Origin of the sequence: Azospirillum sp. TSO35-2, assembly GCF_003116095.1 — a bacterium.
Lineage (GTDB): Bacteria > Pseudomonadota > Alphaproteobacteria > Azospirillales > Azospirillaceae > Azospirillum.
The window spans coordinates 627940-653514 of the sequence record NZ_LGRA01000013.1 but is presented as its reverse complement, the minus strand read 5'-3'; the positions used below and the strand labels follow the sequence as shown (position 1 = coordinate 653514).

The 25575-nt window shown below is 69.8% G+C and carries 29 protein-coding genes; 19 read left to right on the top strand and 10 right to left on the bottom strand.

Going from position 1 to position 25575, the window contains the following annotated elements:
- From TSO352_RS10310 to TSO352_RS10300, 3 genes are all read right to left on the bottom strand, one after another.
- Positions 1-497: flagellar motor protein MotB (locus tag TSO352_RS10310; RefSeq protein WP_282183842.1), on the bottom strand; the 497-nt coding region annotated here is incomplete at its 3' end.
- Positions 498-503: 6 nt separating this feature from the next.
- Positions 504-1391: a flagellar motor stator protein MotA gene (motA, locus tag TSO352_RS10305; RefSeq protein ID WP_109107231.1), complete on the bottom strand. Its 888-nt coding sequence runs from the start codon at positions 1389-1391 to the stop codon at positions 504-506.
- A 134-nt stretch (positions 1392-1525) separates the two neighbouring features.
- On the bottom strand, positions 1526-3973 hold the full coding sequence (locus TSO352_RS10300) for a hypothetical protein (protein ID WP_109107230.1): 2448 nt from the start codon (positions 3971-3973) through the stop codon (positions 1526-1528).
- A 145-nt stretch (positions 3974-4118) separates the two neighbouring features.
- On the opposite strand from TSO352_RS10300, the gene flgF reads away from it, so the two are divergent.
- From flgF to TSO352_RS10275, 5 genes are all read left to right on the top strand, one after another.
- Positions 4119-4850 carry a flagellar basal-body rod protein FlgF gene (flgF, locus tag TSO352_RS10295; protein ID WP_109107229.1) on the top strand — a complete coding sequence of 244 codons (732 nt, stop codon included), beginning with the start codon at positions 4119-4121 and terminating at the stop codon, positions 4848-4850.
- Between the two features lie 75 nt (positions 4851-4925).
- Positions 4926-5711 carry a flagellar basal-body rod protein FlgG gene (flgG, locus tag TSO352_RS10290; protein ID WP_109107228.1) on the top strand — a complete coding sequence of 262 codons (786 nt, stop codon included), beginning with the start codon at positions 4926-4928 and terminating at the stop codon, positions 5709-5711.
- A 5-nt stretch (positions 5712-5716) separates the two neighbouring features.
- Positions 5717-6430 (top strand): flagellar basal body P-ring formation chaperone FlgA, encoded by a 714-nt coding sequence (gene flgA / locus TSO352_RS10285; protein WP_247872015.1) that lies wholly within the window; start codon positions 5717-5719, stop codon positions 6428-6430.
- A gap of 34 nt (positions 6431-6464) precedes the next feature.
- On the top strand, positions 6465-7196 hold the full coding sequence (gene flgH / locus TSO352_RS10280; RefSeq protein WP_109107226.1) for a flagellar basal body L-ring protein FlgH: 732 nt from the start codon (positions 6465-6467) through the stop codon (positions 7194-7196).
- A gap of 18 nt (positions 7197-7214) precedes the next feature.
- Complete coding sequence (locus tag TSO352_RS10275) at positions 7215-7682, top strand: hypothetical protein (protein WP_109107225.1); 468 nt, start codon at positions 7215-7217, stop codon at positions 7680-7682.
- An 80-nt stretch (positions 7683-7762) separates the two neighbouring features.
- Here the strand turns inward: TSO352_RS10275 and TSO352_RS10270 are convergent, their stop codons facing one another.
- The 6 genes from TSO352_RS10270 to TSO352_RS10245 are packed head-to-tail and all read right to left on the bottom strand — an operon-like array spanning position 7763 to position 13053.
- On the bottom strand, positions 7763-8437 hold the full coding sequence (locus TSO352_RS10270) for a flagellar hook assembly protein FlgD (RefSeq protein ID WP_109107224.1): 675 nt from the start codon (positions 8435-8437) through the stop codon (positions 7763-7765).
- A 12-nt stretch (positions 8438-8449) separates the two neighbouring features.
- Positions 8450-9898 (bottom strand): flagellar hook-length control protein FliK, encoded by a 1449-nt coding sequence (locus TSO352_RS34245; RefSeq protein WP_109107223.1) that lies wholly within the window; start codon positions 9896-9898, stop codon positions 8450-8452.
- Positions 9899-9903: 5 nt separating this feature from the next.
- Positions 9904-10680, bottom strand: a complete 777-nt coding sequence (locus TSO352_RS10260; RefSeq protein WP_109107222.1) for a flagellar motor switch protein — start codon at positions 10678-10680, stop codon at positions 9904-9906.
- A 3-nt stretch (positions 10681-10683) separates the two neighbouring features.
- A complete protein-coding gene (locus tag TSO352_RS10255) occupies positions 10684-11355 on the bottom strand; it encodes a DUF6468 domain-containing protein (RefSeq protein WP_109107221.1) in 672 nt (223 codons plus the stop codon).
- Positions 11336-12499 (bottom strand): flagellar motor switch protein FliM, encoded by a 1164-nt coding sequence (fliM, locus tag TSO352_RS10250; protein ID WP_247872014.1) that lies wholly within the window; start codon positions 12497-12499, stop codon positions 11336-11338. Before fliM ends, TSO352_RS10255 begins: the two co-directional genes overlap by 20 nt.
- A 29-nt stretch (positions 12500-12528) precedes the next feature.
- A complete protein-coding gene (locus TSO352_RS10245) occupies positions 12529-13053 on the bottom strand; it encodes a flagellar basal body-associated FliL family protein (protein WP_109107220.1) in 525 nt (174 codons plus the stop codon).
- Between the two features lie 205 nt (positions 13054-13258).
- On the opposite strand from TSO352_RS10245, the gene fliF reads away from it, so the two are divergent.
- The 7 genes from fliF to TSO352_RS10210 all read left to right on the top strand — a co-directional run bounded on the left by fliF (position 13259) and on the right by TSO352_RS10210 (position 18982).
- Positions 13259-14977 (top strand): flagellar basal-body MS-ring/collar protein FliF, encoded by a 1719-nt coding sequence (fliF, locus tag TSO352_RS10240; RefSeq protein WP_109107219.1) that lies wholly within the window; start codon positions 13259-13261, stop codon positions 14975-14977.
- A complete protein-coding gene (locus TSO352_RS10235; protein ID WP_109107218.1) occupies positions 14977-15657 on the top strand; it encodes a flagellar assembly protein FliH in 681 nt (226 codons plus the stop codon). Before fliF ends, TSO352_RS10235 begins: the two co-directional genes overlap by 1 nt.
- A gap of 61 nt (positions 15658-15718) precedes the next feature.
- Positions 15719-16045, top strand: coding sequence for a flagellar motor switch protein FliN (gene fliN, locus TSO352_RS10230; RefSeq protein ID WP_109107217.1), 327 nt, complete (start codon positions 15719-15721; stop codon positions 16043-16045).
- Positions 16046-16185: 140 nt separating this feature from the next.
- Positions 16186-16941 (top strand): flagellar type III secretion system pore protein FliP, encoded by a 756-nt coding sequence (gene fliP, locus TSO352_RS10225; RefSeq protein WP_109107394.1) that lies wholly within the window; start codon positions 16186-16188, stop codon positions 16939-16941.
- A 3-nt stretch (positions 16942-16944) separates the two neighbouring features.
- Positions 16945-17214, top strand: coding sequence for a hypothetical protein (locus tag TSO352_RS10220; protein ID WP_109107216.1), 270 nt, complete (start codon positions 16945-16947; stop codon positions 17212-17214).
- 8 nt (positions 17215-17222) lie between these two features.
- Positions 17223-18251 carry a flagellar motor switch protein FliG gene (locus TSO352_RS10215; RefSeq protein ID WP_109107215.1) on the top strand — a complete coding sequence of 343 codons (1029 nt, stop codon included), beginning with the start codon at positions 17223-17225 and terminating at the stop codon, positions 18249-18251.
- A complete protein-coding gene (locus tag TSO352_RS10210; RefSeq protein ID WP_109107214.1) occupies positions 18251-18982 on the top strand; it encodes a hypothetical protein in 732 nt (243 codons plus the stop codon). The genes TSO352_RS10215 and TSO352_RS10210 overlap by 1 nt, the downstream gene beginning before the upstream one ends.
- 58 nt (positions 18983-19040) lie before the next feature.
- On the opposite strand, the gene TSO352_RS10205 is transcribed toward TSO352_RS10210, so the two are convergent.
- Entirely contained in the window at positions 19041-19541 is a 501-nt protein-coding gene (locus TSO352_RS10205; RefSeq protein ID WP_146210735.1) for a hypothetical protein, read from the bottom strand.
- Between the two features lie 386 nt (positions 19542-19927).
- Between TSO352_RS10205 and TSO352_RS10200 the strand changes: the two genes are divergently transcribed.
- From TSO352_RS10200 to TSO352_RS10170, 7 genes are all read left to right on the top strand, one after another.
- Positions 19928-20740 (top strand): response regulator transcription factor, encoded by an 813-nt coding sequence (locus tag TSO352_RS10200; protein ID WP_109107212.1) that lies wholly within the window; start codon positions 19928-19930, stop codon positions 20738-20740.
- A 203-nt stretch (positions 20741-20943) separates the two neighbouring features.
- The gene (locus tag TSO352_RS34240; protein WP_109107211.1) at positions 20944-22188 is read left to right on the top strand and encodes a flagellin; all 1245 of its coding nucleotides are present in this window, start codon (positions 20944-20946) and stop codon (positions 22186-22188) included.
- Between the two features lie 201 nt (positions 22189-22389).
- Positions 22390-22782 carry a flagellar biosynthesis regulator FlaF gene (gene flaF, locus TSO352_RS10190; RefSeq protein WP_109107210.1) on the top strand — a complete coding sequence of 131 codons (393 nt, stop codon included), beginning with the start codon at positions 22390-22392 and terminating at the stop codon, positions 22780-22782.
- On the top strand, positions 22772-23227 hold the full coding sequence (locus TSO352_RS10185; RefSeq protein ID WP_109107209.1) for a flagellar biosynthesis repressor FlbT: 456 nt from the start codon (positions 22772-22774) through the stop codon (positions 23225-23227). The genes flaF and TSO352_RS10185 overlap by 11 nt, the downstream gene beginning before the upstream one ends.
- A gap of 4 nt (positions 23228-23231) precedes the next feature.
- Positions 23232-23645 carry a flagellar protein FlaG gene (locus TSO352_RS10180; RefSeq protein WP_247872013.1) on the top strand — a complete coding sequence of 138 codons (414 nt, stop codon included), beginning with the start codon at positions 23232-23234 and terminating at the stop codon, positions 23643-23645.
- Positions 23642-24433 carry a DUF1217 domain-containing protein gene (locus tag TSO352_RS10175; RefSeq protein ID WP_109107208.1) on the top strand — a complete coding sequence of 264 codons (792 nt, stop codon included), beginning with the start codon at positions 23642-23644 and terminating at the stop codon, positions 24431-24433. Before TSO352_RS10180 ends, TSO352_RS10175 begins: the two co-directional genes overlap by 4 nt.
- A gap of 37 nt (positions 24434-24470) precedes the next feature.
- Complete coding sequence (locus tag TSO352_RS10170) at positions 24471-25571, top strand: hypothetical protein (protein ID WP_109107207.1); 1101 nt, start codon at positions 24471-24473, stop codon at positions 25569-25571.
- The last annotated feature ends 4 nt before the right edge of the window (positions 25572-25575 follow it).

Genomic DNA, 25575 nt, shown 5'->3' with positions numbered 1-25575 from the left:
GGCCCCCCCGCCGCTGCTGCTGCCGCTGCCGCCGCCGCGTCCTGGGCGGCGGTGTCGGCGGCCGGGCGCAACAGGTCGACCGCCTCGGGCGCGGTGCGCCCGCCCGGCGGGTGGGGCATCGGGTCCTTGCGCCCGGCCGGCTGGCGGTCGCTGTCGCCGACCGAGGCGACGACCGGCGGCGAAGCCACCGGGCTGGCCTGATCGCCGGCGGCGTTGGGGGTGGTCAGCGATCCGCTCTTGTCCACCGAGCGGCCGGCCAGCATGCCGTCGGCGCCGGAATTGCTCTGCGACACCGCGACCGGGTTGAAGTAGTCGGCGATGCCCTTGCGCTGTTCGGTGGTGGTGATGTTCATCAGCCACATCACCAGGAAGAAGGTCATCATCGCCGTGACGAAGTCGGCGTAGGCCAGCTTCCAGGAGTGGTTGTGCTCGTCCTCGTCGTGGCTGCCCAGGTGGCGCTTGACGATGATCGGGGGCAGGGCGGGCTTGCGCGGCATCGGCGGTCACGCGGCCTGGCGGCCGTCGCGGCCCTTGGCCTGCGCCGACAGCGTGGTGGCGACCTCGACCTCGGCCAGGCTCGGCTGGATGTCGGTGTAGAGCACCTTGCGGGCGTATTCGGCGCAGACCTGCGGCGGGCTGCCGCGCAGATAGGCGCACAGCGCCGCCTTGATGCAGTAATACATGTTCAGCTCCGACTCGCGGCGCTGGCGGGCGGCGCTGGCGATCGGGCCGACCATGCCGTAGGACAGCAGCACGCCGAGGAAGGTGCCGGTCAGCGCGCCGCCGATCATGCGGCCCAGCACCTCCGGCGCTTCGCTGATGGCGCCCATGGCGTTGATGACGCCGAGCACCGCGGCGACGATCCCCAGCGCCGGCAGGGCGTCGGCAAGGTTCTGCAGCGCCTTCGGCACCTGGTTCAGCTCGCGGCCCAGCGTCTCCAGCTCTTCCGCCATCAGCGATTCCAGGTCGTGGGGATTGTCCTGGCCGAGCGCGATCAGCCGCAGATAGTCGCACAGGAAGGTGATGCAGCGGTCATAGCGCAGGACGTTCGGGTACTGGGTGAACAGCGGGCTGTCCTGCGGCTGGTCGATGTCGGGCTCGATCTGCGACATGCCCTTGGATTTGGCGACGCGCATCAGGCTGTAGACCAGCGCGATCATGTCCAGATAGTCGTTCTTGGGCGTGTTGCGGCCGCGGGCGATGGCGCCGACGGCGCGCAGCGTGTCGCGCAGCACCGACGGGCTGTTGGCGATGGCGAAGCCGCCGATGCCGGCGCCGATGATGATGACGATCTCCACCGGCTGCCACAGCACGCCGAGCCGCCCGCCCATCGCGTAGAATCCGCCGAGCACGCTGGCGAACACCGCGATCAACCCGAACATCAAGCGCATGTTTTCTTCTCCGGGACGTCCAATGGACCGGTTGGGGTGGGCCGGCCAGGAGGGCTGGGGCCGGCCGAATGGGGGCAACCGTCCGACGACGCTACAGGGCGCCGTTTAAAGCGGCTTTACGATTCGGGCGCCGGTCACGGCCGGCCGCGCCACGCGCGGACCAGCCGGTCGAGCGCGTCGGCGGTGGCGATCTCGCCGGCCACCGACTCGGCCCGCAGCGGACGGTTGTCGGCCGGCGGCGCCAGCGCGTCGAGCAGCCCGGCCCAGCGGGTGCCGGTCAGGCGTCCGCGCTGGGTTTCCGCCAGCTCCTGCAGGGTGCCGAGGTCGCCCGACAGCGAGGCGGCGAGGCCGTGGAGCGCAACATCCTCCGCCGTCGGCTCCGCGCCGGTGGCGGCCAGATCGGCGGCGAGGTCGGCGAAGGCGGTGCGGGCCGCCGTCCATTCCCCGGTGGCGACCATCGCCCGCGCCCGCAACCGCGCCGCGTCCGCACCGGGCAGCCCGCGCACGGCGTCGAGCGCGCGCATGGTGTCGCCGTCGTCCAGCAGCGCGTCGGCCCGCAGCAGCGCCCGCTTTTCGGCGAGCGCCGGTTCCAGCCCGGGATCGCCGGTGCGGCTCAGCACGTCGAGCGCCTCCGGCTCGCGGCCGCTGTCGATCAGCGCGCGGGCCAGCACCGCCCCCAGTTCCGCCCGGCGCGGTCCGCTGGCCGTCTCGGTCAGGGCGTGCAGGATGCGGGTCGCCTCGACGCTGTAGCCGTCGCGGATCAGCAGCGCGGCGAGGCGGCGGCGCAGCGGCGCCTCGCCGTCGTCGACCTGGGCGACCAGCCGGCCGTGCCGGGCCTGGAGCGCCAGGGCGTACAGCCCGCCGGGCGGCGACTGCTCCAACCGGTCGAGCACGGCGGCCAGCAGGTTCCGCCCGGCCGCCAGCGCGTCGCGCCCGCGCGCCGTCGCGCCGAAACGCCGCCCCAGCAGGCCGAAGATGTCGAGCGCGGCGTCGGTGCGGCCGCTGCGGGCGTAGGCGCTGCCCAGCGCCGCCAGCGCGTCGGTTTCGACGTCGTCGCCGCGCCAGGCGAAGCGCAACGCCTCCAGGGCGGCGATGGCGCCGTCCTCGTCCAGCCGGGCCAGCGAGCGGCGCAGCTCGATCGCGCGCACTTCGGCGCGGCGGGCGAAGGGGCCGCGGCGCAGCGCCGCCGCCGGGTCGTAGCGGTCAAGGGCGGCGTCGGGGGTGCCCTTCAGTTCGGCCAGCCGGCCGCGGAAATAGTCGAGCCGTCCGTCCGCCATGCCCTTGGCGTCGACGGTGATCATCTCGAGCACGATCAGGTTCAGCGTGTTGGTGTCGCGGGCGGCGTCCGCCCCCTCCGCCAGGGTGGTCAGCAGGCGGCTGCGCAGGTCCGCCGGGTAATCCAGCAGCCGGCGCAGGACGATCGGCATGCCCTCCCGCGCCGCCGTCCAGCGGGTCGGGGCGAGCGCGACGCTGCGCCAGACATGGTGGTCGGCGACGACGGTCGGCGGCAGGATCACGAACAGGTTGTCGTCGGGCGCGGTCTCGCCGTCGAGCGCGCGGAAGGCGTCGCCGAGGATGCGCAGGGTGTAGCGCTGGTCGGGGGCCGGCGACTGGCTGGTCGCCGCCTCCAGCGCCGCGCGACCCTCCTCGTCCATGGCGCGGGCCAGCAGGAAGCGGGCCAGCGCGATCTGGGCGTCCACCCGGCCGCGGCCCTGGGCCCCTTCCAGCGCGCGCTGCAACGACAGGCGGGTCTGCGTGAAATCGTCGCCGACCCAGGCCGCCACGTCCATCGCGCCGATCGGCGGCGGTGCCGGGCGGGCCGGTTCCGCGGCGGCGGGGGAGGGGGTGTCCGGCTTCGCCGCGCGGGTCGGCGTCCGTTCGAGCTGCCGCAGCGTCTGTTCGACGCTGGCGCGCACGTCGCTCTCCAGCGTGGCGATCACGGGCGCCGGAGGGGGCGCCGGAACCGGGGCCGGGGTCGCGGTGGCGGTGGCGGCGGGCGGGCGCGACGGCGGTTGCGCCGCTTGCGCGGTGCCGAACGGGTTCAGCGCTTCGGCGACGTCGCCGAGCCCCGGCGCCAGGGTCGGGGACGGCAGGGCGGAGGCCGTCGTGTCGGTGGCGGCCGGCGCGGCCGGGGCTTCGGCGACGGGGGTGTCCGGCATCGCCATGGCGGGGGACTCGTCGGGAGCGTCGGGCTTGCGGCCGGGCACCGGCGGGCCGCCGACGTCGACGATCAGCACCCGGCGCTCGCGCAGGCTGCTGACTCGCGCGCCGCAGGGAACCGCGGCGGTCAGGCTGCGCCCGTTATCGGCGCTGCCGAAGTCGGACAGGCGCGACGACCAGGTGTCGCCCAGGCTGGCCAGCGGCCAGCGCGTCGGTTCGGGCAGGCTGATGCGCAGGACGCAGCCGTCGACCCGCATCGTCGGCTCGACCCCGTCCGGCAGGACCAGCGCCAGCCGCGAATAGTCGCCGTGATCGCCCAGCTGGACCCGGACCGCCGCGGCGCGCGCGGTTCCGGGCACCGCCAGGGCGGCGAGAAGCAACGTCGAGGCGACGGTCAATCCTGTGTCTGTGCGCCGTTTCATCACAGTCATCTCGCATTTTATCCAAATGATCGCCAAACCGGAATCAATACCGGTACGCCGTCCACCGGTCGGTCCCAGGTTGAAACCCGGCTTTAAACTGCATCGTCCAGATTAAGGCAGCGTTCAAACCCGGGAGTGTTCGGCGATGGAGAACCAGCTTTACATCGGACTGTCGCGCCAGATGGCGTTGCGGCGGCAGTTGGATGTGGTTGCCAACAACGTCGCCAACATGAACACCGCCGGATTCCGCGGCGAACGCACGCTGTTCGAAACCGCGCTGGAGGCCGGCGGACGCAAGCCGACCGACCGCATGGCCTTCACCATCGACCGCTCGACCTACACCGACCTGCGGCCCGGCGCCTTCACCGACACCGGCAACCCCTACGACGTGGCGCTGGACGGCGACGGCTTCCTGTCGGTGCAGACACCGGACGGTGTGCGCTACACCCGTGACGGGCGGTTGCGCCGCGACGCGGACGGCACGCTGGTCGGCCCCAACGGTTACCCGGTGCTGGACGACGGCCGCCGTCCGATCGCCATCGCGTCCGACAGCAGCACCATCGCCATCGGCAAGGACGGGCTGCTGATGGCCGACGGCAACGTCGTCGGCCGGCTGAACGTGGTGCGCTTCCAGAACCCGCAGGCGCTGAAGCAGACCGGCGACCTGCTGTTCGAGGCGGGGCCCGGCGTGGAGCCGCTGCCGGCGCCGAACACCCGCGTCGTCGAGGGCAAGATCGAACGGTCCAACGTGCAGGGCATCGTCGAGATCGGCCGGATGATGGACCTGAACCGCGATTACCAGGCGGTCACCAAGATGGTCGATGACGGGCAGGAGCTGCTGCGCTCGGCCATCAGCCGCCTGGGCAAGTCCCAATAGGGGCCAGTCCCGATCGAGGATTCCCGATCAAGAATTCGGCCCATTGTAAATTCGGCCCATTGAAGGAGTGATTCCATGCGCGTGCTCAGCATCGCGTCGACCGGTATGATGGCCCAGCAGTTGAACGTCGAGGTCATCTCCAACAACATCGCCAACATCAACACCACCGCCTTCAAGCGGTCGCGCGCCGAATTCCAGGACCTGATGTATCAGGCCGAAAAGCGCCAGGGCAGCCAGTCGACCGACAGCGGCACCATCGTGCCGACCGGCGTCGAGGTGGGGCTGGGCGTGCGTCCGACCTCGGTCAACCGCATCAACACCACCGGCAACCTGACCTCCACCGGCAACGAGCTGGATCTGGCGATCGAGGGGCGCGGCTATTTCAACGTGACCCAGCCGGGCGGCGAAACCGCCTACACCCGCGCCGGCAGCTTCAAGCTGTCGCCGGAGGGCTCGATCGTCACCGCCGACGGCTTCCCGGTCGCCCCCGGCATCACCGTGCCGCAGGGCACGCGCGAGGTGGTGATCAACCGCTCGGGCGAGGTGCTGGCCTATGTCGACGGCAAGACCCAGCCGGTCAACCAGGGCCAGCTGGCGATGACGGTGTTCGTCAACGAATCCGGGCTGGAGGCGCTGGGCGACAACCTGTTCCGCGCCACCCCGGCCTCGGGCGAGCCGCAGGACGGGCTGGCCGGGCAGGCCGGCTTCGGCACCATCCGCCAGAAATACCTGGAATCCTCCAACGTCAACGTCGTGCAGGAAATCACCGAGCTGATCTCCGCCCAGCGCGCCTACGAGATGAACGCCAAGGTCATCGAGGCCGGCGACCAGATGGCCTCCACCATGACCAACATGCGGTGAGGATGATGCGGCACTCCATCACCCGCGGGCTTGCGGCGGCGCTGCTGGTTCCGGCGCTGCTGGTCCTGGCGCCGCCGGCCGGCGCGGGCCCGGTGGAAGACCGCCTAGCCGACGAGATCCTGGCTTCGCTCGGCGCCACGGCGCCGCCCGACGCCCGGGTGGCGCTGACGCTGGGGCGGCCGTTCGACGGGCCGGTGGACGCCGTCCGCGACATCGCGTTCGACCCCAAGGTCGGGCTGTTCCACGCCCAGATCGTCAGCGGCGGCCGGACGGTCGAGCTGGCCGGCCGGGCCGATGTCGAGGTGGCGATGCCGGTGCCGGTCCGCCGCATCCGGCCGGGCGAGGTCATCGAAGCGGCCGACCTGACCATGGTGCGCATGCCGCTGGAGCGCGCCGGCGCCGCCTTCATCGCGTCGGCGGACGCGCTGATCGGGCAGTCGCCGCGCCGGCAGATGCCGGCCGGCCGGCTGGTTCAGGTCGGGTCGGTCGGCGCGCCGATCGTGGTCCAGCGCAACCGCCCGGTCACGCTGGTCTACGAGGACGGCATGCTGCGGCTGGCCGCGCGCGGCCGGGCCCTGCAGGAGGGCGGGGTCGGCGATCTCGTCCGCGTCATGAACATCGCCAGCAGCACCGTCGTCACCGGCACCGTCACCGGTGCCGAAACCGTGTCGGTGAGCGGGCCGCGTCTGCCATCGCCGGACGCGCCGTCCAGACCGTGATTCGGGTCGTCAAGGCCAACAGGGAGCCTTCGTCATGCGCACCGCGCTCGTCCCCCTTCTGATGCTCACCGTTGCGACGGGCGGCTGCGCGCGGCTGGCCGACATCGGCAGCGCCCCCAGCCTGTCGGAGATCACCAACCCCGGTCTCCAGCCGGAGGCCCGGGTGATCTCGCTGCCGATGCCGCAGGCGGTGCCGACCGAGCAGATCCCGAGTTCGCTGTGGCGCACCGGCTCGCGCAACTTCTTCCGCGACCCGCGCGCCAAGGCGGTCGGCGACCTGCTGACCGTCATCATCGACATCTCCGATCAGGCGCAGATGCGCAACAGCACCCAGCGCGGGCGCTCCAACACCGAGAAGGCGGGGCTGCCCAACTTCTTCGGGCTGGAAAGCCGCCTGCCGGCCGTGCTGCCCGACGCGGTCGATCCGGCGAACTTGGTGGATGCGGAGAGCACCAGCAACTCCACCGGCAACGGCACCATCCAGCGCAACGAGCGCATCGCCATGCGGGTGGCCGCGGTGGTGACCCAGGTGCTGCCCAACGGCAACTTCGTGATCGCCGGCCGGCAGGAGGTGCGGGTCAATTACGAACTGCGCGAGATGCGGATCGCCGGCGTCCTGCGGCCCGAGGACATCAGCAACGCCAACACCATCGACTACGACAAGGTCGCCGAGGCGCGCGTCACCTATGGCGGGCGCGGCCAGATCACCGACGTGCAGCAGCCGCGCTACGGCCAGCAGGTGCTGGATGTCGTCCTGCCCTTCTGATCCCCGGAAAGCCGCATCATGAAAGCCGTTCTTCTGTTCGCCGTGGCCGCCGGCCTTGCCTTCGCCGGCGGCTACGGCTTCGGGCGCTACGACACCCTGCCGCGCCCGGCGTCGGCGGAGAACGGCGCCCATGAGGCCGCCGGCGAGGGGATCGGCGGCGGCCCTTATTACGTCGAGGCCGGCCAACTGGTCGTGCCGCTGCTGAACCAGGGCCGGACCATCGCCTTCATCCTGACCCAGGTCACGCTGGAAGCGGGCAGCGTCGATCAGGCGCAGATGGTGCGCCGCCGCCTGCCCCACACCCGCAGCGCCATGCTGGAATCGCTGTTCGAGCTTGCCGGCACCGGCCGGTTCAACGGTCCCGCGGTCGATCCGCAGGCGGTGGCCGCGGCGCTGCTGTCCAGCGCCAACGGTCCCTTTGCCGGACAGCCGGTCAGGGCGGTGCTGATCGACCGGCTGCTGCGCCAGGACAACACGCGCCTGTGATGGCGTTTTCAGAGGGCGCCGACCGCAGGCCGGCGCCCTCTGACCCTTCGATCGCCTTTACGGGCATCCTCGCCCAGCGGTCAGGACGCCGACAAGACCGTGTCGGCGCCGACGGTGGCGCCGTTCTTCAGCACGAACTTGGTGGCGCCATCGACGCTGCGCACCTCGGCCACCGTGTCGGTGATGACGCTGGCGCTGTTCAGGGCCTTGCCGTCCTTGTCCTTGGCGGTGATCCGCAGCGTGTATTGGCCGTCGGGCATCGTGGCGCCGGCGGTCGTCTTGCCATTCCAACTGAAGAGCTGCCGCCCGGTCTGCAACGAGCCGGCGGTGCCGTAGACGACGTTGCCGGCGCTGTTCAGCACCTCCAGCTTCACGCTGGCCGGCGTGCCGTCGACGGTGTAGGCGGCCTCCGCCTTGCCGCCGGTCAGCGCCAGCGCGTCGGACGACACCTCGACCTTGCGGCCGAGGAAGGCCATGTCCATGCGCATGCCGCTGCTCTTCAGCGTGTCGAGCACCTGGGTCAGCGTGTCGTTGGACTTCATCGACTGCTCGACGGTGGACAGCTGGGCCAGCTGGGTCATGAACTGGGTCGCGTCCATCGGCGCCAGCGGATCCTGGTTGCGCAACTGCGCCGTCAGCAGCTTCAGGAAGGATTCGTAGTCGACGGTCGACTTCTTGCCCTCCTCCGCCGTAGCGGTGGCCGCGGCCTTGGTGGCGGCGGTGGTCGGGAGCGCGGTGCTCGTGGTGGTCGTCATGATGGCCTTTCCTCAGATGGTGACGTCGACCAGCCCGTCGATCGGGCGCGGCACGCGGTCGGCCGTGGGTTCGGGTGTGGCTTCGGCCAGCGCCAGGGTCTGCCAGCCGCCGGGGGCGCGGCCGTCGCCGCCCTGGCCGGGGGCCGAAAAGCCTTGGGATTGCCCGTCGCCTTGCAGCGAGAACTGAAGGCTGGCGTTGTCGAGCGACAGCCCGGAGTCGCCGAGCGCCCGTTCGAGCTGCTGCAGGTCGCGGCGCAACAGGGCCAGCGTGTCGGCGTGCTCGGCCTGGACGGTCAGCGCCACCTTGCCGTCCGACACGTCGGCGATGACCCGCACCCGCCCAAGCTCCGCCGGGGCGAGGTTGATGTGGAACTCGCCGCCACCGGCCTCGGCCACGCGGACCAGCGGCGCGGCGAGCTGGGCCATCGCCGGCCCGTGGGCGACCGCCGTCCGGCCCGAGGCCGCCGCGGCGGCGTATTGGGTGGCGGCCTGCGCCGGCAGGGTCGGCACCGCCTCGAACCCGGTCGGGGTGGCGCCGCTGCTCAGCCCCGCGCTTGTCGGCGCGGCGAAGGCCGGTGGCGGTTCGGCGGCGAAGGCCGGTGCGGCGGCGGGGGCGGTGTTCGTGCCGGCGTTGCCTTTCGACGCGGACGCCCCGGCGGACGCTGCCGCCGGATCGTTTTTGCCGTCCGCGTTGGCGGCGCGGCCGGGCAGGGCGCCGACACCGCGGGCGCCGCTGCGCACCGGGCGGCGGGGGTCGGCGCCATCGCTGCGCGCGGCCTCACCCTCGTCGCCGGAGGCGGTCGCGGCCTGGCCGGGGGGTGCGGTCGGCGCTTGCGCCTGGATGGGAATGGCGGCCGTGGCCGACGCCGGGGTCGACGCCGTGATCAAGGGGGCGGCGGTGCCGGCCGGCGGGGTGGTCACGGCGGCCGGGTTCGCCGGTCCGTCGGTGGTGGCCGGTGCGGAGGCGGTGGCTTGGCTCCGGGCGGTCGTGGACGCCTCGGCGCCCACCCCCGCAAGGGCGGCCGGGGTGGTTGCCGGCGCGTTGGTCGGCGCGGCGGCATCACCGGGTGCGGCTGCCGCCGGGATCGGGGGCGCGGCGTGGTCCGGGGCGGCGGGCGGCGTCGTCACCGGCGGGACCGTCGCTGCCCCACCGTCGGTGGGCGGCACCGTGGCGGTGGCGGTCGCCGGGACGGTCGCGACGGCCCACGGCGTCAGCGGCGGTTCGCCGGTGGCGAACGTCTGCGCGACGAAGGGCGACGTCGAATCCGGCTTCGGCGCCGCCGGGCGTTTCCGGGCGGTGTCGGTCTTGGAGGACGCGTCGTCGGTGTCCTCCTCCTCGGCCTCGTCGACCAGGCTGGCGAAGGCGTCGTCGCGCGCGTCGTCATCGCTGGCGTTGGTCCGCGGCGCCGGGGGGGCGGCCGGGCGGGGCGGGGCCTGGACGGGATCGGGCATGCGGGTCATGGCGTTCAGTTCGTCAGGGTGGGGCGCGGCGGCAGCGGGGCACCGACGGGGATGGCCGCGGCGGTGGTCTTGCGGTCGCCGGGCAGCGCGCGGCGTTGCAGGATCAGCCGCGTCACCTCCCGCGCCTTGGCGTCGGCCATCTCGGCGAGGATGGGGGCGGTCCGCCGCTCGGTGATGCGGTCGAGCACGTCGACGACGATGTCGGTTTCCAGGTCGTTCAGGATGCGGGCGGCGTCGCGCGGCTTCATCGCCTCGTAGATCGCGACCATCCGGCGCAGATCCTCCTGCTGAAGGTTGGAGCGCTGGGTCATCAGCGTCTCGACCTCGCGCTTCACCGTGTTCAGGCGCTGGATCTGGGTGCCGACCCGGGCCTCGGTGGCGGTGAGGACCGCTTCGGCCTCGCGCAGGCGGCCCTGGCGGCTGGCGGTGTCGGCCTTCTGCTCGCCGATCGCCTCGCGCAGCAGCGGGTCGGCGCAGTTGGGCGGCGCCAGCGCCACGGTGGCCGGCGCTTCAGGGGCGGCGGCCACGGCGGCCGCCACCGGCTGGGCGGCGGGCTTCGGATCGGTGTTCTTGGACTCCGTGGCTTTCGGGTCCGGGGCTTTCGGGTCCGTGGCTTTCGGATCGGTGGCCTTCAGGTCGGTGGCCCAGGGCCGTTCATGCGCGCCGAACTCGCGGTCGAACTGCTGGGCGATCACCGGAAAGCCGTCCATCAGGGCCCCCAGCTTCAGCGGCAGCACCATCAGCAGGGCGACCAGGGTGATGGGAAGAATGCGCGGGATCATCGATCAACCCTCCGAACCGACGGTGCGCAGCCGCGCGTAGAAGGCGTTGGCCGCCGCCCTGGCGGACGGAGCGGAGGCGTCCTGCGGTTGCTCCGGCGACTCCGGCGGCTCGGCGGCCGGCGTCGCGCGCAACGGCAGCTCCAGGGCGCGGAAGTTGCCGGCGCCGGGCTCCTTGTCGACGTCGCTGTACGCTCCGATCCGCGGCGTTGCCAAGTCATCGGCCGGCGCGGCGGGAGCGGTGGCGACGGTGCGGGTCGCGGCGGCGGTGAACTCGGCCGCCATGGCGGTCGCGGCCGGCGACGGCGCGCGCGGCCGGGTGGTGCGCATCGCGCCCTCGTCCAGGCGGCGCAGGACGGCGCGGGCGTGCTGCACCGAGTCCTCCATCCGCGTCGCGGTCCGCTCGCAGGATCCGAGGATCAGCGTCATGTCTTCCTTCATGCCCTTGGCACGGTCCAACTCGTCGGACAGGCGGGTGGCGATGTCGGTGGCCGAAGCGACGAGGCGCTTCATCGAAGCGTCGGTGTCGTCGATTGACCGCGAGAAGGTCGACACCAGCGCGTTGATTTCGGACTGGCCGGTGCGCAGCAGCTTCAGGCGTTTGTTGACGATGACCAGATAGACCGTCGCCGTGACCAGCATCACCGCCAGGGCCGCGTCAATGAGAAAGGAGACCATCGATCAGCTCCTGCTTGGTGTCGAGGTCGGTGTCGATCTTCACCGCGATGTTGTCGTTGCGCTGGCCCATATGGCCGGCGAACAGCGGAATGGTCTTGCTGAAGACCAGCACCGTGCTGTCGGGGTTGATGCGCAGCTTCAGCGATTGGCCCTTCTGCCAGGCCAGCACCTCGCCCAGCGGGACCTTGGTCTCGGCCAGCACGGCGACCAGCTCCAGCTTGGAGCGCATCAGTTCGTTCTTCAGGTGGCTTTCCCACACGGTGTCATGGCCGAACTTCTCGCCCATGAACATCTGCACCAGCTTGCCGCGGATCGGCTCCAGGGTGGAGTAGGGGATGACGATGTCGATGTGGCCGGTGCGGCGTTCGACCTCGACCTCGATGCGGACGCGGATGATGGCGTTGGTGCTGCGGGTGATGGTGGCGAACTGCGGGTTGACCTCCAGCCGGTCGAACACGAAGTCGACCTGGGCCAGCGGATCGAAGGACTGCCCCAGATCCTGGAGCACCACCTTCATCATCCGCTCGGTCATCTTGCGTTCGATCGAGGTGTAGGCGCGCCCGTCGATCCGTCCCGGCCGCGCCCGCCGCCCGCCCAGCAGCACGTCCATCATGCAGTAGATCAGCGCGCTGTCGATCGACACCAGCAGCTGGTTGTCCCACTGCTCGGCACGGGCGACGCCGATCAGCGCCGGCAGCTCGATGGTGTCCTGGAATTCGCTGTAGCGCAGCCACTCGATCTTCGACAGCGAGGCTTCGACGTTGGTCGAGGCGAACTGGCGCAGCGAGGTGTTCAGCAGCCGCACCATGCGGTCGAACACCACGTCCAGCATCGGCAGCCGGTCCTTGTTGACCGTCGTCGAGCTGACCAGGCGCTGGATCGCGCTCAAGGTCGCGTCGTCGGTGACCGGCGCGCCGAAGTTCAGCAGCCGGTCGATCTCCTCCTGGCTCAGCGTCTTGGTGTCGGTCGCGTAGCCGGACAGCGTGTCCCGCGCCGCTTCGGCCGGAGCGGCCGCTGGTTGGGGAGCCGGCTCCGCGGCGGCGCTCTCCCAATCCACGTCGGACCAGTCCGCCATCGCGTCGGCCGGCGCCGGTTGCAGACCGCCGGTGTCGCCGTCGGAAAGGGGGGTGGTGGTGTTCGTCATCCGGGCCTCTGCGGGTTCGAGCGCGGTCGCTATTGCGTGAGCAGGCTGCGCAGCAGGACGTCGGTGACGATCTCCCGCTGGCTGTTGGGTTCGGACAGGATCAGGTTGAAGCGGCGCTTGATCTCGGTGCGCAGCCGGTGCAACCCGGCCGACCCTTCCAGATCGTCCTGGTCGATGTTGCGCAGGAACTCCTGAAGGCTGTCGGTCAGTTGCGGCCCCGCCCGTTCCACCAGCCCGCGGTCGCGCGGGGCGACGGCAAGGCCGAGGCCGATCTTCAGGAATCGCGACGGGGTGTCGCGGCGCAGGTTGACGATCATCTCCGGCATGTCGATCACGCTGTCGACGATCGCCGGCGCCGCCGCCGACGGCCACAGCCGTTCGACCGCCTGCGGACCGGCGGACAGCCAGTAGCCGGCCAGCCCGGCTGCGGCCACCGCCACCAGGGCCAGCGCGCCGGCCAGCAGGCGGGCCAGCGGCAGGACGAAGACGACGACCCGCCGCGAGCCGAGCAGCGCGTTCAGGATCTCTGTCTTCCTCGCCCCCGGCTCTGCCATACCAAGTCGTGTAATCATCCGTCACCCCCGCCTGCGATTGCCGAAAATTTTAGTAAATCGAAGAGCCGATAAAGTTTTAGGTGCTTTGATCCGAGCAACGCTCCGGTTTTTTACTCCGCTTAAAAGTCACCCCGTTAGCGTGAGGAGGTGCGCGGGGCGAAGACTAGGCCCACCGATTTTCGGAAACTTTAAAGGTGCGGAAGCCGTGGACAGTCTGATCGACACCTTGCGGTCTTTGGGGCGTGGGCGTCTGGTGGTGCTGACCGGCACCGGCCTGGGCATCGCCCTGGCGGTCGCCGGCATGGCCCTGCTGCTGTCGCAGCCGCACATGACCGCTCTCTACAGCGGGCTGGAGCCCGCCGAAGCCGGCCGTATCGTCAAGGCGATCGAGGAGATGGGGGTGCCGGTCAGCGCCGCCTTCGACGGCACGACGATCAACGTGCCGCAGTCGGAGGTGTCGCGGCTGCGCATGGCGCTGGCCGAAAAGGGCCTGCCGTCGCACGGCGGCGTCGGCTACGAGCTGTTCGACACCGACAAGCCGCTTGGCATCACCAGCTTCATGCAGCGCATCAACCGGTTGCGCGCCATGGAAGGCGAGCTGGGCCGCACCATCGAGACGCTGGCCGGCATCGAGGCGGCGCGCGTCCACATCGTGCTGCCCGACCGCGAGGAATTCTCGCGCAGCGCCCCCAAGCCGACGGCGTCGGTGGTGGTGCGCATGCGCGGCCGCGCCAGCCTGGACCGCAAGCAGGCGCTGTCGATCCGCCACCTCGTCTCCGCCGCGGTGCCCAACCTGAAGCCCGGCGCCGTGACGGTGATGGATTCCTCCGGCGAGCAACTGTTGACCGAGGATGACGGGCCCGGCCTCGCGTCGGCCCGCACCGACGGGCTGCGGGTGGCGGCGGAAACCCGGGTGGCGCGGGCGATCGAGCAGATGCTGGTGGCGCGGCTCGGCGCCGGCAACGTCCGCGTCCAGGTCGCCGCCGACGTCGAGACCAAGCGCGAGGTGGTGCGCAGCCAGACCTTCGACCCCAACAGCCAGGTCGTCCGCTCCACCCAGACGGTGCAGGAGCAGGAACGCAGCGTCGACAACAACGGCGAACCGCCGGTCACCGCCGAGCAGAACCTGCCGCAACGCGACGTCCGTGCCCAGTCGCAGGGTCCGCAATCGTCCAACGACAACAAGCGGCAGGAAGAGACCGTCAACTACGAGATCTCCAACGTCGCCCGCGAAACGGTGATCGAGCCGGGCGACGTGCGCCGGCTCAGCGTTGCGGTGCTGGTCAACGGCACCTGGAAGACTGCCCCCGACGGCACCCGCCAGTACGAGGCGCGCGCGCCGGAGGAGTTGCAGCGGCTGTCCGAACTGGTGCGCTCCGCCATGGGCTTCGACCAGGCGCGCGGCGACCGGGTGACGGTGGACAACCTGGAATTCGTCGAGCTGGCCCCCGATCTGGCGCCGCGCCCGCTGGGTGACGAGATCGCCGAGACGCTGAGCCGCAACGTCATGACGCTGATCCAGTGGGTGATCCTGCTGGTGCTGTCGGCGCTGCTGATCCTGGTCGGCCTGCGCCCGCTGATCCGCCGCGTCTTCCCGGCCCCGGAACCGGTGGAAGCCCCCCCGGCGCAACCGGCGCTGGCGGCGCCGGCCGGGGCGGCGATGCCGCAACTGACCGGACCGGCCGCCGCCGGGGATGCCGGCGCGACGGCGGCGGCGGGTGGCGAGGGCGAGGCGATGGCCGCGCTCAACGCCGCCGCCCCGCCGCTCGGCATCGAGGAGACGATGGACCAGCTGATCGAGCTGCGCACGGTGGAGGGCCGCGTCCGCGCCTCCTCGATCCGCCGGCTGGGCGAGCTGGTCGACCAGTATCCCGACGAGGCGATCGATATCCTGCGCTCCTGGCTCTATGAGGAGGTGGCGTGATGCCGGGCTACCCGCGCTACCGCTTCGACCAGAGCTTCGGCGGGGCCGCCCTGGCGGTCGAGCCGGAGCTGGTCGAGGAGCCCGATCCGCTCGACCTGCCGCGCCATTCCGAACGCGACCATCAGGCGGCCCTGGCGATGGCTCGCGACGACGGGCTCGCCGCCGGACTGGCGCAGGGGCGGCGCGAGGGCGAAACACAGGCCTATCGGCGGATCGAGGCCGACCTCGTCGCCGCGCTCGACGGGCTGGCCGGGCAGCTTGCCGTCCTGGAGTCGAGCCACACCGCCCTGATGGAGCGGCTGGAGGCGCAGGGTGCCTGCGTGCTGGTGGCGCTGGTGCGCCGCATTGCGCCGCGCCTGCTCGACAGCGTCGCCCGCGCCGAGATCGAGCGGCTGGCGTCGGATGCGCTCCGCGCCGCCGGACAGGCTCCGGTGCTGCGCCTGCGCGTCCACCCGTCGCTGCGCGGACCGCTGGAGCGGCGGCTGGCCGGTCAGGCGGACTTCGCCGGCCGGCTTGAGATCCTCGACGATCCGGCGCTGGACACCGGGGCGCTGGAGGCGAGCTGGGGTGCCGGCAGCGTCGGCCGCGACCCGGCCGCGCTGGAGGCCACGCTCACCGAACTGACCGAACGCACATTGGCTGCGCTTCAGCCGGCGGCCGGGTCGGCCGCACCGTCCTGACCGCGCCATCCCCGTCCCCCACTTCCCCATCCCTTCGACCCGATCACAGCGAGACCGCAACATGCCCCCTCTGAACCTCGACATGCTGGACGACGATCCGAAGCCGATGGAGAAGCCGTCCGAGAAGCCGTATGACGGCCCGATGGGCGCGATCTACAACGTGCCGGTCGACGTCCAGGTCGTGCTGGGCCGCACCAGCATGCTGGTGGCGCAGTTGCTCAAGCTCGGCCGCGGCGCCGTGCTGGAGCTGGAACGCAAGGTCGACGAGCCGGTCGAGGTGCTGGTGAACCACCGGCTGGTCGCCCGCGGCGAGGTGGTGATCGTCGAGGACCAGCGCCTGGGCGTCACCCTGACGGAGATCGTCCGCACGGATCTGGACCTCGATTGAGCCCCCGGCCCGCCGCGCCCGGCCGCCCTGACGTCACCGGAGAACCGGTCATGATCCGCCCCACCGCCGCGCCGTCCCGGCCGAGGTCCCTGCTGCCGCTGCTGGTGCCGGCGGCGGCGCTGTCGGTCCTGCTCGCCACCATGCTGGCTGCGGTTCCGGCCGCCGCGGCGCCGCTCGACCTCAATCTCGGGTCGCTGGGGGCGCTGGCCGACGGCGGCAGCCTGTCCGGGCGCATCGTCCAGGGCATCGTCCTGCTGACGGTGCTCAGCGTCGCGCCGGGGTTGCTGATCATGGTGACCTGCTTCACCCGGATCATCGTCGTGCTGTCGCTGCTGCGCTCCGCGCTGGGGCTGCAGCAGTCGCCGCCCAACATGGTGCTGATCAGCCTCGCCATGTTCCTCACCTTCCACATCATGGGGCCGGTGATCGACAGCGCCTGGCAGGACGGGCTGCGCCCGCTGCTGAACGAACAGGTGACCCAGGAGCAGGGGCTGGAGCGGATGATCGAGCCGTTCCGCGGCTTCATGGCCTCCCATGTGCGCGAGCGTGACCTGGCCGCCTTCGCCGCCTTCTCCAAGCCGGCGAAGGCGGCGCAGGACGGTGCGGCGGAGGGCGCGAAGGACAGCCGGCCGCCGACGGCGGAGAACGTCGATCTGCGCCTGCTGATGCCGGCCTTCCTGCTGTCGGAGCTGCGCCGCGCCTTCGAGATCGGCTTCCTGCTGTTCCTGCCCTTCCTGGTCATCGACATGGTGGTGGCGGCGATCCTGATGGCGATGGGCATGATGATGCTGCCGCCGGTGATGATCGCGCTGCCGTTCAAGATCATCTTCTTCGTGCTGACCGACGGCTGGTTCCTGATCGCCGGCAGCCTGATCCGCTCGTACGGGGGAGGGTGAGGCATGACCGCGCCCGGATCGCCCGAAAGCCCACCGGCCAGTCTGGCCGACAGCCTGCTGGCGCTGGCCCGCCGCCGCGGCGTGGCCGTGCCGGAGGACGGGTCGATCGCCGGGCTTCTGGCCGCCATCGACCCCAACCCGATGATCCCGCATCCGCTGCTGCTGGTGGCGGGGGCGGTGATGGCGGTGGCCTTCCGCCACGACCGTGCGCTGGCCTTGCCGCCGGCCGACGACGCGCCCGACACCGCCCCTTCCGCCGACTGTTCCTTTTGAGGTCCGCCATGGCAACGCCGATCAAGATCCGTGAGAACTACAAGAGCCTGAACGGCGTCGAGAAAAGCGCCATCATCTTCCTCGCCCTGGGGGAGGAGCGCGGGTCGCGGCTGATGGAGCGGCTGGACGAGGACGAGATCCGCATCGTCAGCCGGGCGATGGCGACGCTGGGCAACGTCACCTCCAACCTGGTCGAGGCGCTGCTGCGCATCTTCACCGAACGCTTCGCCAACACCGGGTCGGTGGTCGGTTCCTACGACAGCACCGAGCGGATGCTGAACCGCTTCCTGACCCGCGACCGCGTCACCGAGATCATGGGGGAAATCCGTGGTCCGGCCGGCCGGACGATGTGGGAGAAGATGTCGAACGTGAACGAGGGGGTGCTCGCCAGCTATCTGGCCGGCGAATACCCGCAGACCGCCGCGGTCATCCTGTCCAAGATGCGGTCCGACCACGCCGCCAAGGTCCTGGTGCTGCTGCCGCCGGCGATCCGCACCGAGGTGATCGAGCGCATGATCCAGATCGAATCGGTGCAGCGCGAGGTGCTGCTCGACATCGAATCGATCCTGCACAACGAGTTCATGGCGAATTACGCCCGCACCCACGGCAACGATTCGCTGGAGCGGATGGCCGACATCTTCAACCGCATCGACCGCGAGACGCTGACCGACATCTTCGCCGACCTGGAACCGGTGATGCCGGACAACACCCAGCGCATCAAGCAGCTGATGTTCACCTTCGAGGATCTGATGCGGCTGGACCGCGTGTCGCTGCAGACGGTGATCCGCCGCTGCGACACCGGCCAGCTCGCCATCGCGCTGAAGGGCGCGCCGGCACCCCAGCGCGACCATTTCCTGTCGGTGCTGTCGGAACGCGCCCGCCTGATCCTGCAGGATGAGATCGAGAACATGGGGCCGCTCCGCATGCGCGACGTCAACGACGCCCAGGCCGAGATCGTCCGCATGGCCAAGTCGCTGGCCGACGACGGGTCGATCATCATCCCGCAGTCCGACGACACCGACACGGTGGTCTACTGATGACCGCGCGCGACCTCGCCCCCCAACTGGCGCCGGGGGTGCTGGCCGCGCGCTTTGGGGCGGTGCCGGCGCGGACGCCGGGGCCGGACGACGGGGCCGGGTTCGGTCCCGGCGGCTCCGATGTGCCGGACCCGGGTGGGCCGATCCGGCGCCTGCTCGACCTGCTCGACACGCTGGTTCCGGCGGGGGCCGTGCTGGCGCGGGGCGGCATGCCGCGTTGCGATTCGACCTTCGGGGCCGGGCTGGCGCTGTTCCTGGCGGCCACGGCCGAGGGGTGCCGCGGCTGGCTGGGCGCCGACGTGGCGGCGCGGCTGGCGGCGCTGGACGACGGGCTGCTGATCGACGAGTGCGACGACGCGCTGACGCCGCGTTTCCAATGGGTGGACGGTCGCCAATGGCGGGTGTCGCGGGTGCCGCTGCTCGACAGCGCCACCAGCCTGTTGTGTGCCATCCGCGTCGAGGATGGGCTGGCCGACCGCGTCACGCTGGTGCTGCAGGCCGCGCCGCCGCGGCTGGGGCCGGTGCAGCTGATGGCGACGGCGACGGCGCATCATGTCGATGCGACCCTGCGTCTGGCGACCGGCCTGCCGTCGGCGGCGCTGGCCGACCTGCATGAGAGTTTTCTGGCCGTGCTGGCCGATTGCCGGCTCGAAGGCGCCCTGACGGTCGGCCCGCTGGCCGATTCGTGGCTCGGGCTCGACGCCCCGTTGGCGTCCGACCTCGCCCTCTAGACGGCGTCCGACCGCCGCCGCATCCCCGGATCGGGAGCGATGCGGCGGCCGGTTGCGTTCAAATCGCGGACGATGACGGGCGGATGAGCGTCGGCAGCACCGGCGACTCCGCGGCGCTGCCGGTCGGCCGTGGCCCGGCTGAGGCGGCGGGCGGCGCGCTGGCCACCGATGGTGGCAGCGTCTGGAGCGCCGCCCGCGCATTCTCGCGCAATGCGGCAAAATCATCCTGTGGAAAGCGCTGGAGCACCGTCCGGTAAGACGCCCGCGCGACCGCCGGGCAGCCGATGGTCTGGAATTGCTGGCCCTGGCGCATCAGCGACTCCGCTTCGTCGGCCATGCGATGGCCGGCGATGGAGGACGCGATCGCATACCAGCGGCCATAGGCGGACCACATTCGGTCGATCGCGGTTCCGTCGCACCGTCCGGTGACTAAAGCATTTTCAAGGGCTTGACGATAATCGCTGTCGGGGGCCTGCGACACTTGCGCACAGCCCGCGACCGCCAGCGCCAGCGCAACGGCGAACGATGACGGAATGACGGAAGACACCGCTCCGGACATGGAACCTCCCAGATCTGATCCAGCCCGACAATAACTTGGTAAGGTTAAACCCGCGTTCATACTGGTGTATGGCCATTTTCGGCGCGGCAACGCCCGTTAACCATAAACTCATTGTAAAGTCGTGACAGTTTCGGGGCGATGACTTCTGTGTAATCTGAGTCACGCAAGTAAAACCGCCGATAGATAAAAATTTATATGGAATTACGCCAGAGCAGATCATTAAAACGACGTAAAACCCTCCTTAGCCCTATGTCAATCTGGGTACTCATTCTGTTGACATCGACGCTTTGGATCAGTTCTTTTGGGGCTGTGATAAGTGCGTGACACAGACAGAATTGTGTAAAAGGCGATGATTCGCCCATGCTTGCTCAAATATGGAGAATCCAATGCAGGCGTTGCTGATTGAACCCGGCAACCTGATCGCTGAAGCGATCGGGAAGCAACTCGATCTGAGCAAGATTAACCATGACCGCGTCGATCTGGTCGGGCTGCGGGAACTGGTGAACGGGCATGGGCCGGCCGACATCACCCATGACGCCATCATCGTCGGCGACGTGGGCGACACCGAAGCGTGCGTGGCGATGCTGCGCGCCCGCCAGGTGACGGCGGCGATCGTCTGCCTGATCGAGCGCCGTTGCGCCAACACGACCGCCGGCATCCTGCGGGCGGGGGCCGACGACGTGCTGGTCAAGCCGGTCATCAGCACCGAAATCCGTGCCCGCCTGGAGGCGATCCGGCGGCGGTCCTTCGGCCTGACCAGCAACGCCGTGTCGGTCGGTCGCCTGACCGTCTTCCTCGACGGCCGCGATCCCGAGGTCGACGGCGAGCGTCTTCGCCTCAGCCAGCGGGAGCACGCGATCCTGTCGGTGCTCGCCCTCAACCACCGCCGGGTGGTGTCGAAGGAGCACATCTACGAGGAGGTCTACGGCCTGTCGGGGTCGGACCCGCTCGACAAGGTCATCGACGTCTACATCTGCAAACTGCGCAAGAAGATCGACACCGCGACCGGCGGCGGGCGCTACATCGAGACGGTCTACGGCCGCGGCTACAAGTTCGAGGCGCCGCCCGATCACCTCGTCCCCGACCGTTCCGGGCTGCTGATGGAGCGGCTGTCGAACGCCGGCGCCCTTTCCGCCGGTTCCGTCCCCTTCATTCCGCCGGTGGTCCGGCGGGCCCCGGCGCGCGCCATCAACCGCTGACGGGCCCCGACACCGTTCCTCCGTCCCTTCGTTGCGATCCCTGTTTCCCAGCCGCCAAACAGGGGCGAATTTTTTACCCCGGCTTAAACCGGGTCGGTCATGCTGATCCTGCTGCTCGCGCCCCCGCATCATGACCGGGACGGCCTGCGCGAACTGGCCCCGGCGTCAGAAAGGCGCCATGCATCTCACGAATGGAGATACCCATGGCCTCGATTCTGACCAACGCCTCGGCGATGACCGCGCTGCAGACCCTGCGTCACGTCACCGGCGATCTGGCGACCACGCAGGACCGCATCTCGACCGGCCTGAAGGTCAACAACGCCAAGGACAACGCCGCCTACTGGTCGATCGCCACCACCATGAAGGCCGACGTCGCCGGCTTCAAGGCGGTCAAGGAGTCGCTGGAACTCGGTTCGGGCACCACCAACACCGCGTCGGTGGCCGCCAAGAACATCGTCGAGAACCTGCAGACGCTGAAGGCCCGTGTTATCGCCGGTCAGACCAACGGCGTCGACAAGTCGCTGATCCAGAACGACGTCGACCAGCTGGTGAAGCTGGTCAAGGGCGCCGCCGCCGACGCGTCGTTCAACGGCGACAACCTGCTGCGCGTCACCTATTCCAACGACGGCACCGCCAAGGACCGGAACGTCGCCATCCTGGCGTCGCTCAGCCGCAGCGACGGGACCGTCGATCCCAGCTACATCGATTTCCAGCGCCAGGACATGCGCGTGGAGTCGATCGTCGGCAAGGCCACCATCGAACAGCAGGTCGATTCGACGAACGCCAAGAAGGCGTCGATCGACATCAAGTTCGGCGCCCCCGGCGACAGCTTCATCGCCGGCCAGAATCTCGGCCTCGGCGCCCTGACCCTGACCGTCACCAAGGAGAACGGCACCAAGACCGACGTGACGGTCGACCTGTCGTCGCAGATTTACGACACCAACCTCGCCACCACCCAGGGCAACATCGCCACGGCGGTCAACACCGCCCTGACCGCCGCCGGTGGCGACTTCCAGGTTGCCTTCACCGGTGACAACCTGGCCTTCACCGACCAGGACAAGAACACCGACGGCAACTTCACCGCCCAGGTGTCCGGCCTGTGGGTCGGCTCGAAGGAGAGCGACGCCTTCGGTGGCCTCGCCGATCTGACCCAGGTCGACGTCGTCAACAACTCGAAGAAGTCGCTGGAGGTCATCAACAAGCTGCTCGACAGCGCCATCGGCAAGGCGTCGGTCATCGGCTCCATCGAGAACCGCGTGTCGGTGCAGAACGACTTCGTGTCCAAGCTGACGGACTCGATGAACAAGGGCATCGGTGCGCTGGTCGACGCCGACATGAACGAGGAATCGAGCCGTCTGCAGGCCCTTCAGGTCCAGCAGCAGCTCGCCACCCAGGCTCTGTCGATCGCCAACCAGGGTCCGCAGAACATCCTGTCGCTGTTCCGCTAAGCCCTACCGGGCGGCGCCGTCCTCCGAAGAATCCCCCGGAGGGCGGCGCCGTTCCGCTCAACATGCCCGGCGTCATGCCCCGTCTGGTCGACGGGTGGCCGAAGCGTCGCCTATCGGCGCCGGCGGCCAACCCCACGCCGATCATTGCCATAGCCGATCGGGCTCCATGCCCAACAGGATTTTAACGCCAGGGGTGCGCCCATGAGCATCGCCGCCTACCACCAGACCATCGCCGAGTGCGACGATCCCCGGACGATCGAGTACCGCGTGTTCCTGCGCATCACCCTGTCGCTGGAGCGCCACCGCGCCGACGACTGGCGGTCGTCCGACCTGAAGGACGCGCTGTGGCGGAACATGGAGCTGTGGAACACCCTGCGCGCCGACCTGCTGGAGGACGACAACGCCCTGCCGGAACAGTTGCGTGCCGGTCTTGTCTCCCTGTCCTTCACGGTGGATCGCTACACCCAGCGGGTGCTGCGCGGCGAAGCCGGTCCCGATCTGCTGATCGACATCAACCGCGCGGTGATGCAGGGCCTGCAAGGTGTCCAGCACGCCAGTGCGCCGCCCGTCAAGGAACTGGCCCATGGCGCTTAAGCTCCGCCTGAAACCCTGCGAGCGGGTGGTCATCAACGGCTGCGTCGTGCAGAACGAGAACCGGCGCTACACGCTGACGGTCTCCAACTTCGCCCAGATCATCCGCGGCAGCGACATCCTGCAGGAGGAGGAGGCGGTGACCCCGGTCCGCCGTTCCTATTTCCTGATCCAGAGCATGCTGCTCGACCCGACGGTCGCGGCCAACGGATCGGGCGCCGTCGCGGAGATGATGGCGCAGCTCTACACCGCCTTTTCCCGCGCCGACATCCAGGACTGCATCGCCCGCGCCATGGGCCATGTCGGCGAGCGCGACTATTACAAGGCGCTCGCAGCGCTGCGCCCGGTGATGGACTACGAGGGCACGCTGCTCGGTTCCATGGGGCGCACCGGCGCCGATGCCGTTCTTCCCAACGGGAGCCAGCCTGTCCACCACGCAGGAGGATGATGCCATGCCGACCCCGATCAACGGCGTGACCGGCCCGACATCCGAACGCGCGCCCGCCAGCGCGGACCTCATCGCCGAGGCGCGCCAGCGCCAGGCCGACCGCCTGCGCGCCGCCCAGGCCGAAACCACCAAGCCGGCCGAGGTCGTCGAGCGGACCGCCAAGAGCGACGCCGCCGAGAATGACGGCAAGAACGACCGCAAGGTCGCCGTCCAGCCCTACCGCGTCAACCTGGATCCCGACACCCGGCGGCTCTACACCGAGGTGCTCGACACCGCGACCGGCGACGTGATCATGCGCATTCCCGCCGGCTACGTCGATCCGAAGAGCGACCCCGGAACGGCCGAAGCCGCCGCGGACGGCGAAACGCCGGACGTGGAGCCGTCGTCCACGCCGCCCGCCAGTGAGGTGACGGCATGACGACCATCCTCGACCTGCGGCAGGTCACCCGGAACCACGACCGCTATGAACAGATGATCCGGCAGCGTCCGGCGGTTCAGCGCGCGATCGCCTATTTCCAGGACAACATCGGCAAGGTGTCCAGCACCGAAGAGTTCATGAAGGACGACAAGCTCTACCGCTTCGTCCTCGACGCCTTCGATCTCGGCAGCCAGGCCAAGGCGCGCGGCCTGATCCGCAAGGTGCTGGAGGAAGGCGTCAGCGACTCGTCCTCCACCGCGAACCGGATGAGCGACGCCAAGTTCAAGGAGATGGCGACCGTTCTGGGCTTCGCCGAGAACAGCGGCAAGAACCTGAAGCAGCCGGCCATCGTCCAGGCGATCATCGACCGCTACGTCAACGTGACGCTGGAGATCGATTCGGAGGACCAGAATCCGGCGGTTCGGCTCGGCCTCTATTTCAAGCGGCGCTCGTCCAACATCTCCAACTGGTATCAGGTGATGGCCGACAGCGCGCTGCGGAAGGTGGTCTACACCACGCTGGGCCTGCCCGACCAGACCGCGCTGCTCGACATCGACAAGCAGAAGGTGCTGCTGGAAAAGCGGATGGACATCGCCGACTTCAAGAAGCCGGAGAAGGTGGCGAAGCTGCTCGACCGCTTCGCCGCGATGTACGACCTCCAGAACGGCTCGTCCACCGCCACCGCCGCCACGCCGTCGATCGGCCCGATTTCGGCCAGCGGCCGCGCGTCGATCATCTCCATCGATCCATCCATCACCATGTCGCTGTTGAGATTCCCGCGCTTCTGATCCGGCCGGGAAGCTTTCCCGCGGGGGAGGTCCGGCCGTGACGGCGAACGACAAGAGGGGCCGCGACCGCATCCGCCCCCCGGCCACCACCGGCGGCGGGTCGGTGACGCTGGCGCACGGCACCGCCGGCGACCGGGACGACGAGGGGCGCGACGCGCTGCACATCCTGCCGCTGTCGCTCCTGCCGCTGGAAACGCCGGGGCTGCGCCGGGCGCGGCTGATCAAGAACGTGCGGCTGGAAACCGTCGCCGAACTGTTCAACGACACGCAGACCGGCAGCGGCCAGATCCGGATCGACCAGCTTGCGAAATGCTTCGCCCCGGACGACCCGGCGATGCGGCGCGATCTGCACAAGATCGTCCGCATCGCCGACGCCGCGAGCTTCGACGTCTACAGCCTGCGGCTGGAGATGCGCCGTCTCAACATCAACGTCGACGAGGCCAACGCCCTGCGGCTGTCGGACGCCAAGCGGGCCGAGCTGACCAGCTACATGCGGGTGTTCACCCGGCCGCTGATCGAGCATGTCTATGGCGAGCGCGTCGACCATGTCGGCAGCATGGACGACCTGATCCGCCTGTTCGCCGAACCGGACGTCGAGGAGGTCCGCCGCCGGCTGCAGTCGACCGCCGACCGGCTCGACATTCCCCTGCACGAGATCCCGGTCTTCCTGGAAGAGTACGCCGACATCTTCCTGTCGCTTGCCTATTTCAAGCGCTGCCTGGACGACATCGTGCCCGACGTCCAGGGCTTCCTGGTCTGGATGACCGAACTGCGGCAGGCGAACGAGGTCAGGCGCGACATCCGCCAGAGCCGGATGCTCGACGAGATCGGGCGCGACCTGACCGACATCGCCACCTCGATCACCGGGCGGTTCGAAAGCTTCGACAACCGCTCCCGCGACTTCTGGCGTCACATGAACGCCGACAGCTTCCGCAGCATCCGCGACCTGATCGTCACCCATCACCTGACCATCGGCGGCGTGCTGTGCGGGCTGGCGGTGAAGATGAATCTGTGGAAGCTGCGCTTTTCCCGCGGCGGCGGGCCGAACCGGCGGCTGGAGTTCATCCGCTCCGAGATCCTGCCCGGTCTCGCCCACATCCGCGCGATCGAGCAGGCATCCCGCAACAATCTGTGCTGACCGC